Raw genomic sequence first — 7,958 nt, 5'->3', positions numbered from 1 at the left:
GCCCGAAGCTCCTCCGGTGTCGCGCTATCCGGTGAATGGCCCAGATACCGCGTGAACTCCCGCATCGCTCGCAGATACATCGTCTGCGTCTTCGGTTGCAGCCCTTTGATCTGCATGTCTTCGAGAAAGCGCTGGCGTAGTTTGGGAACATAATGATCTGACATCGAAACCTCCTGTCGTCAGATTGAGAAGGTCCCAATCGTCAGACAGGTGCGTCAGTTCGCAAAATCTACGTTGCTCACATCAGCGCACAACACCCGCCACAAGCGCCCATACCGCGCGAGCGGTTTCGTCCTCGTTCTTGCTTACAGTCATCGTTACCATCGCCACAATTATCAATTTAGGTGTCGCAATCTGGCTGTAGATCCTTAGTGCGTCGGCCAAGTCAACAGATCTTCAGGGTTCCCCCTTCTGAAAGAATTGTCCAAGAGCAGCACGGCGTTGCGCTAAAAAGACGTATATGTGCGCAACGTGTCTGCTTCGCTATCGAATTGTTTACTCCGCCGCCTGCGCCTCGGCGGCGTCGATTTCGGCGGCTTTGCGTTCCACCTGTTCGACAATGTGATCAATCATCTGGTCGTTCGACAGCTTGTGGCTCTGCTTGCCGGCCAGATACACCATGCCAGATCCGGCACCGCCGCCGGTAAAGCCCACATCGGTCATCAGCGCCTCACCCGGCCCGTTTACTACGCAGCCGATGATCGAGAGCGACATGGGCGTCTTGATGTGGGCCAGCCGGTCTTCGAGCGCTTCGACGGTTTTGATCACGTCAAAGCCCTGTCTCGCACAGGACGGGCATGAGATGATGTTCACACCGCGATGCCGGAGCCCCAGCGCCTTAAGAATCTCGTAGCCGACCTTGACCTCTTCGACCGGATCAGCGCTGAGACTCACGCGCAGCGTATCGCCGATCCCCATCCAGAGCAGATTGCCGAGGCCGATGGCGGATTTGATCGTGCCGCTCATAAGGCCACCCGCCTCGGTGATTCCGAGATGGATCGGCGCATCTGTCGCCTCGGCGAGCCCCTGATAGGCCGCCGCCGAGAGGAATACGTCCGACGCCTTCACGCTGATCTTGAACTCGTGAAAATCGTTATCCTGCAGGATCCTGATGTGGTCGAGCCCGCTTTCGATCATCGCATCGGGGCACGGCTCACCGTATTTTTCGAGCAGATGCTTTTCCAGCGACCCCGCGTTCACTCCAATACGGATGGAGCAGCCATGATCCTTCGCCGCGCGGATGACCTCCTTGACCCGGGTGTCGTCACCGATATTGCCGGGATTGATCCGCAGACATGCGGCGCCGGCCTCAGCAGCCTCAATCGCCCGTTTGTAGTGAAAATGGATATCCGCCACGATGGGCACGGGGCTCTCGCGGCAAATCTCATGCATCGCCCTGGTTGTTTCCTGATCCGGACAGGAGACGCGGACAATATCGGCCCCCGCCTCGGCACAAGCCTCAATCTGACGCAGGGTCGCCGCAGCATCATGGCCATTGGTGTTGGTCATTGTCTGCACCGCGATCGGTGCATCGCCCCCAACCGGTACGGAGCCGACCATGATCTGGCGAGATTTGCGGCGATAGATATTTTTCCACGGGCGGACGTGGTTCAGCGACATGAGAATGCTCCGGCGACGTTGTCAGCAGCAGACCTATGCCGTCTGCTCCGCCATGCCAAGCCCAACGGGGCGGAGAGTCCTACTCTGCAATATCCGCACTCGCGGCTTCGGCGCCGGGGGGAAGCTCGGATTGCTCCTGACGCAGCGCGACAACGACCCGTTGCAACGCCGTATCTGCGTCCAAATCAGCGACTTCATAGCTGTTGGAGAGATTTTCCGCCGACAGTTCCAACCCGCCCGTGACCTGACCAGCTGCGCCCGCAGGACCCACAGCGGTCCCGTTCACGGCAAAGTAAATCGCGCCCGATTCGCCCGTCCGCAATGTCGCGGGGTCTTCGGTCTTGGGCAGGACAAACCGGTCGCCCTCCTGCATGGTCTTTTCGTAGATCGTCGTTCCATCAGCCGCCCGAACCCGCACCCAGGAAGGGCGCACCGCGATCACCACGACCTCCGGGACGGACCCGGCAAAGACCTGCGGCGCACCGGGCGCAGCCTGCCCTGCATCCACCAAGATCGGGCTTTGCGGGCTCACAGCCGGGCGGTCAGGTGCGGAGACCAAACGGATCTCGGACAATTCTGCCGCGCTCGGCGCGGTGGGAGGCGCGAGGTCCGCCAACATCCCTTGGGTCATCGGGTCGATGGATCCGATGGGAGAGTCGCGCGCGACGAGCACTGGAACATCCAGCGCCTCAGGCCGATAAAGACGGTCAAATCCAGCCTCAACGGCCTCGGCGGCGGGATCATCCGCGGCTGAATTGAGGCCGGCAACACCTTCGAGCGGATCAACAACAGCCGTCAGTTCCGGCGTTTGATCGACGGGAGCGAGCTGAACTTTCTGCACTTCGTTCAAAAGCTTAAAGCCGCCAAAGCCCAGAACTCCGATCAGCCCGGCCACCACAACCAGCGACCCGATCGCCCCCGGCTCTAATCGTGCAAAGAACCCATCTGCCGCCGGAGCGACAGCAAGGTTATGCGAGCCGAACGGGCTGCTTTGCCCCAGTCCGGCGGTCGACTTCCGAGAGATAGATCCCGTCTCACTCATTCCGCTGGCGGGCGCAAATCCGGACTCTTCGCAGAACACCTTGAACGCCCATTCGGTATCGAGACCAAGATAGCGCGCGTAGGAGCGGACATACCCCGCGATAAATCCGGGCGTCTCGAACGCAGTCGGATCGGCCTTTTCGATGGCTGCGATGTAGGTGGCTTTGATCTTCAGGTCGCGCTGAACATCGAGCAACGACTTACCCAAAGTCGCCCTCTCGCCACGCATAACGTCGCCCAGACTGACCTTGAAATCGTCGTAGCTCTTCGGCTCGGCAATCTCAACTGTCTCCGATTGCCGGAATCGACCAATCATCTGTCGCCTCACACACTTTTGTCCAGAGCGGCTTTACGCACGCTGCAGGTGCAAAGTCTACACTGCTTTCATTACCACGAGCATAAGGGATGCTGGCAGTTCTGAACACTGAAGAATTACGATCAAGCCGGAATTTCGGCGCGATTCAGCGCACAATGAGACCAAAGCGCATCAAGTGCATGAACGAGCTTGTCCATTTCGTCCGGCCCGTGCACCGGCGACGGTGTAAAGCGCAGACGCTCCGTCCCGCGCGGCACAGTGGGGAAATTGATCGGCTGGACGTAGATCCCGTGATCGGTCAGCAGCGCGTCCGACATCATCTTGCAGTGCACCGGGTTGCCCACGTGGACCGGGACGATGTGGCTGCCGTGATCGATCAGCGGCAAACCCAGCCCCTTTAGCCGGGCCTTGAGAATCCGCGCTTGCGCCTGCTGGGCGTCGCGGAGGCTCTGATCGGTTTTTAGATGGCGCACGGATGCCGTCGCTCCGGCGGCAACCGAAGGGGTCAGAGAGGTCGTGAAGATGAAGCCTGGCGCGTAAGACCTGATCGCATCGCACATTTTTGCTGAGGCTGCGATGTAGCCGCCCATCACTCCATAGGCTTTGGCGAGCGTGCCATTGATAATGTCGAGCCGGTGCATCAACCGATCCCGCTCGGCCACGCCCGCACCCCGGGGGCCGTACATCCCGACTGCGTGCACTTCATCGATATACGTCAGCGCATTGAATTCATCCGCCAGATCACAGATCTCTTCAATCGGCCCGAAATCGCCATCCATGGAGTAGATGCTCTCAAAGGCGATGACCTTCGGCGCCTTCGGGTCATCGGCTTCCAAAAGCTCGCGCAGATGTGCCACGTCGTTGTGGCGGAAGATCCGCTTCGCTCCGCCATTGCGGCGCACACCTTCAATCATTGAAGCGTGGTTCAGGGCGTCGGAATAGATGATCAGACCGGGAAACAGCTTCGGCAGGGTCGAAAGGGTCGCATCATTGGCGATATAGGCCGAGGTAAAAAGCAGCGCAGCTTCCTTCTGATGAAGGTCCGCTAATTCGGCCTCGAGACGTTTGTGGTAAACTGTTGTCCCGGAGATATTCCGGGTCCCCCCAGAGCCAGCACCCACCGCGTCAAGAGCTTCGTGCATGGCCGCCAGAACGTCCGGATGCTGCCCCATCCCGAGATAATCATTTCCGCACCATACCGTAACCGGTTGTTGACCGCCATCGGGACGCGTCCAGACCGCATGCGGGAAGTTCCCACGCTCACGTTCGATATCGATAAAGGTCCTGTACCGGCCCTCGTCGTGTAGCTTCTGGATCGCCGCGTCCAGGCCCTCGTCATAAGTCAATGTCTCGCACGCCCCTTTCAGTCTTCCGGGCAAATTAGCAATTTTCGCGCGAGAGTCACGCAGTCATTCCGCCAAGGGACCTCATTCGGCGAAACTCTCCCGATTTTGGTGGTTCGCCCGTTGTCACGGCAATGTTTCCGGATAGGATGAAATAAGTTTAAATGCCGGACCGTTTTTATGACACTCGATGCCACCCTCGAACAGATCGACCACGGTCTGGATGCCTCTCTGGACCGCCTCCTGTCGTTCCTGCGCATCCCCTCTATATCAACCGATCCGGCCTATGCCGGTGAGACCCGCAAGGCAGCCGAATGGCTCCGCGATCAGCTCCGCGACCTGGGCGCAGAGGCGGAGCTCCGGGAGACGCCGGGCCATCCAATGGTCACGGGCCGGACAGGCGGCCCAGGGCGATCGATTCTGTTCTACGGCCATTATGATGTGCAGCCAGTGGATCCTCTGGAACTCTGGGACAGCGCCCCTTTTGAACCGGTGGTCGAGGCCGGCGCGGATGGCCGCGTGATCCGCGCCCGGGGCGCGTCCGACGACAAGGGCCAGCTGATGACCTTTGTCGAGGCGTGCCGGGCATGGAAAGCCGTTCATGGGAACCTCCCAGGAAACATCACCTTTCTCTTCGAAGGCGAAGAAGAATCCGGCTCGCCCTCGCTGATACCGTTTCTTGAGGCGCATAAGGATGAGCTGACCTGCGATCTTGCTCTGATCTGCGACACGGCTCTGTACCGGGATGGACAGCCGGGTATCGTGACCCAGCTCCGGGGCCTGCTTGGCGAAGAAATCATCATCCGCGCCGCCGACCGGGACCTGCATTCGGGCAGCTTTGGTGGCATCGCGGCGAATCCCATCCATGTCCTGACACGCATCCTCGCAGGTCTCCGTGACGAGACCGGGCGCGTCACCCTGCCCGGCTTCTATGATGGCGTACCTCAGCTTGATCCGGTTCTGGCTGCCCAATGGGACGGCCTCGGGTTCGATGCCGAAGGTTTTCTCGGGGCGGTCGGGCTCGCGCAGCCGGCCGGCGAGCAGGCTTACACGCCGCTCGAACAGATCTGGTCCCGCCCGACGGCTGAAATCAACGGGATTCGGGGCGGATATGCTGGCGCGGGTTTCAAAACCGTCCTGCCCGCCGAAGCGGCCGCCAAAATCTCATTCCGGCTGGTTGGACAGCAGGACCCGCACCGGCTGCGCGAAATCTTCCGCGACTGGGTCAGGGCGCAGGTTCCCCCGGACTGTTCTGTGGAGTTCCACGAGCACGGCGCCTCACCGGCCTCTCAGATGCGAATCGATGACCCGGCTTTTGAACAGGCTCGGCAGGCGCTGGGGGCGGAGTGGCCCGAGGAGGCTGTCTTCATCGGCGCGGGTGGTTCAATCCCGATAGCGGGATATTTTCAGTCGATTCTCGGGATGGATACAATCCTCGCGGGATTTGCCCGGCACAACGACCAGATCCACAGCCCGAATGAGAAGTATGATGTCGAGAGCTTCCACCGCGGTATCCGGTCCTGGGCACGGATTCTCGATGCAATCTCAGGGGCGTGACGGCGAGGCGGGCACAGACCAACGCTGCGGTTGCTCCCAAGCTATCGAGAGCATCCCTTTGTTTTCTGAAGGCGCTCGAATACCCGTCCCGGCCTGCACGCTTCGCTGATTTCGCCCATGTAGGACTACACACATGTCAGAGCCGCGAGAGATAGCGAAAATTGTCCTGTTGGGCGCCTCCGGAACGATAGGCACCGCTGTGGCAAGGGAGTTTGCCGCAGAAGGGTACGCCGTCACCTGTCCCGTCAGACGCCACTGTCCGGAGCTTAGCACAGATGTCACCCAAAGGATCTGGGACCCGGAGGACCCGGCGAGCCTTGCCGCGATCCTGAGTGACCAGGGGCCGGGCGCCGCGCTGATTTCCTGTCTCGCTTCGCGCACAGGCACCCCGGAAGAGGCCTGGCGGATCGACCACGTCGCGACGGCCAACGCATTCCGTCAGGCGCACGCGGCGGGCTTTGCCCAGGGCATTCTTCTGTCGGCAATCTGTGTTCAGGAGGCAGAACTGCCCTTTCAACAGGCCAAGCTCGCTGCCGAGGACGCGCTGATGCAGTCGGGCCTCGATTGGGCCATCATCCGACCCACTGCGTTCTTCAAGTCGCTCTCAGGACAGGTTGAACGGGTGCGGGCGGGCAAACCCTTCCTCGTCTTTGGCGATGGCCGCCAGACCGCGTGCAAGCCTATCTCTGACGGGGATCTGGCACGCTACGTCCGGCTCTGCCTCGAAGACCCCCAGATGCACGGCCGCATCCTGCCCGTCGGGGGCCCCGGCGCGGCCCTCACTCCCACGGATCAGGTCGCTCTGCTGTCCGACCTGCTGGGGCGCCCGGTTCCGGTCCGACGTATTCCCCTGTCCGTTCTGACTGCTGTCACCGGAACGCTGTCCGCGCTGGCCCGCCTCTTTCCCGCACTGCGGCCCAAGGCTGACATGGGACAGATCGCCCGGTTCTACGCTACCCGCTCTATGTTGGTGCAAGATCCCGTCAACAAAGGCTATAGTGCGGAAAAGACGCCATCTTTTGGGACAGAAACACTGGCGGACCACTATCAAAGCATACTCAAGGGTAATAAGACGATAAACCTAGGATCGCATACCGTGTTTGATCGCAAACCCCGCCGCAAAAGGACCCCTCTGTGAAGCTCATTATTGATACCGATCCCGGGCAAGACGACGCCATCGCCATCCTGCTGGCACTGGGCTCCCCCGAAATCGAGCTCCTCGGGATCACCACGGTGGCAGGAAACGTGCCGCTGGCGCTGACCTCCCGCAATGCGCGGATGATCTGCGAACTGGCCGGACGCCCCGATATTCCGGTCTTTGCCGGGGCCGATCATCCGCTTGTCCACACGCTGGTGACTGCCGAGCACGTCCACGGCAAGACCGGCCTCGACGGCCCGGACCTGCCCGAACCGACCATGCCTTTGCAGGACCAGCACGCGGTCGATTTCATCATCGAGACGTTGCGCGCGGAGCCAGAGCACAGCATCACTCTCGCGCCCATTGGACCACTGACGAATATCGCTCTGGCCCTGCGCAAAGCCCCGGATATCGCACCGAGGATCAAGGAGATCGTCCTCATGGGCGGCGCCTATTTCGAGGTGGGCAACATCACCCCGGCGGCCGAGTTCAACATCTATGTGGACCCGGAAGCCGCGCATATCGTGTTCACCTCCGGCGTGCCGCTGGTGGTCCTGCCCCTCGACGTGACGCATAAGGCGCTGGTGACCCCTGAGCGCAACGCCGCCTTTCGCGCGCTGGGCACGAAGGTCGGCCAGGCCGTGGCGCAGATGACCGAGTTCTACGAGCGCTATGACAAGGACAAATACGGATCCGCAGGTGCGCCACTGCACGACCCCTGCACCATCGCCTGGATGCTCGACCCGGCGCTGTTTTCCGGGCGGCACATCAATGTCGAGATCGAGTGCGTCTCTCCCCTGACCCGGGGCATGACCGTCGCGGATTGGTGGGGCGTCACCGACCGGGCGCCGAACACACTCTTTATCCGGGACATCGACGCTGACGGGTTCTTTGCGCTCCTGACCGACCGGCTGGCGCGGCTCTGAGCGCCACCTTTGTCGCT

The 7,958-nt window shown here is 61.0% G+C and carries 7 protein-coding genes; 3 read left to right on the top strand and 4 right to left on the bottom strand.

The features are described 5' to 3' along the window. The 4 genes from FEV53_RS21875 to hemA all read right to left on the bottom strand — a co-directional run. Positions 1-164: phage integrase N-terminal SAM-like domain-containing protein (locus FEV53_RS21875; RefSeq protein WP_185962135.1), on the bottom strand; the 164-nt coding region annotated here is incomplete at its 3' end. Between the two features lie 331 nt (positions 165-495). Continuing rightward, entirely contained in the window at positions 496-1,620 is a 1,125-nt protein-coding gene (ispG, locus tag FEV53_RS10845; RefSeq protein WP_142834833.1) for a flavodoxin-dependent (E)-4-hydroxy-3-methylbut-2-enyl-diphosphate synthase, read from the bottom strand. Between the two features lie 79 nt (positions 1,621-1,699). Then, the gene (locus tag FEV53_RS10840; RefSeq protein ID WP_142834832.1) at positions 1,700-2,977 is read right to left on the bottom strand and encodes a helix-turn-helix domain-containing protein; all 1,278 of its coding nucleotides are present in this window, start codon (positions 2,975-2,977) and stop codon (positions 1,700-1,702) included. A gap of 122 nt (positions 2,978-3,099) precedes the next feature. Beyond that, positions 3,100-4,323, bottom strand: coding sequence for a 5-aminolevulinate synthase (gene hemA, locus FEV53_RS10835; protein WP_142834831.1), 1,224 nt, complete (start codon positions 4,321-4,323; stop codon positions 3,100-3,102). Between the two features lie 177 nt (positions 4,324-4,500). Here hemA and FEV53_RS10830 point away from each other — a divergent pair, with 177 nt between their 5' ends. The 3 genes from FEV53_RS10830 to FEV53_RS10820 all read left to right on the top strand — a co-directional run bounded on the left by FEV53_RS10830 (position 4,501) and on the right by FEV53_RS10820 (position 7,941). Further along, positions 4,501-5,877 carry a M20/M25/M40 family metallo-hydrolase gene (locus FEV53_RS10830; protein ID WP_142834830.1) on the top strand — a complete coding sequence of 459 codons (1,377 nt, stop codon included), beginning with the start codon at positions 4,501-4,503 and terminating at the stop codon, positions 5,875-5,877. A 133-nt stretch (positions 5,878-6,010) separates the two neighbouring features. Further along, positions 6,011-7,015: an NAD(P)H-binding protein gene (locus FEV53_RS10825; protein WP_142834829.1), complete on the top strand. Its 1,005-nt coding sequence runs from the start codon at positions 6,011-6,013 to the stop codon at positions 7,013-7,015. Then, a complete protein-coding gene (locus FEV53_RS10820; RefSeq protein WP_142834828.1) occupies positions 7,012-7,941 on the top strand; it encodes a nucleoside hydrolase in 930 nt (309 codons plus the stop codon). The genes FEV53_RS10825 and FEV53_RS10820 overlap by 4 nt, the downstream gene beginning before the upstream one ends. Positions 7,942-7,958: the final 17 nt, after the last annotated feature.

Origin of the sequence: Palleronia caenipelagi (assembly GCF_007004065.1) — a bacterium.
GTDB lineage: Bacteria > Pseudomonadota > Alphaproteobacteria > Rhodobacterales > Rhodobacteraceae > Palleronia > Palleronia caenipelagi.
The sequence above is the reverse complement of the archived record's forward strand: the minus strand, read 5'-3'. Positions and strand labels throughout refer to the sequence as shown.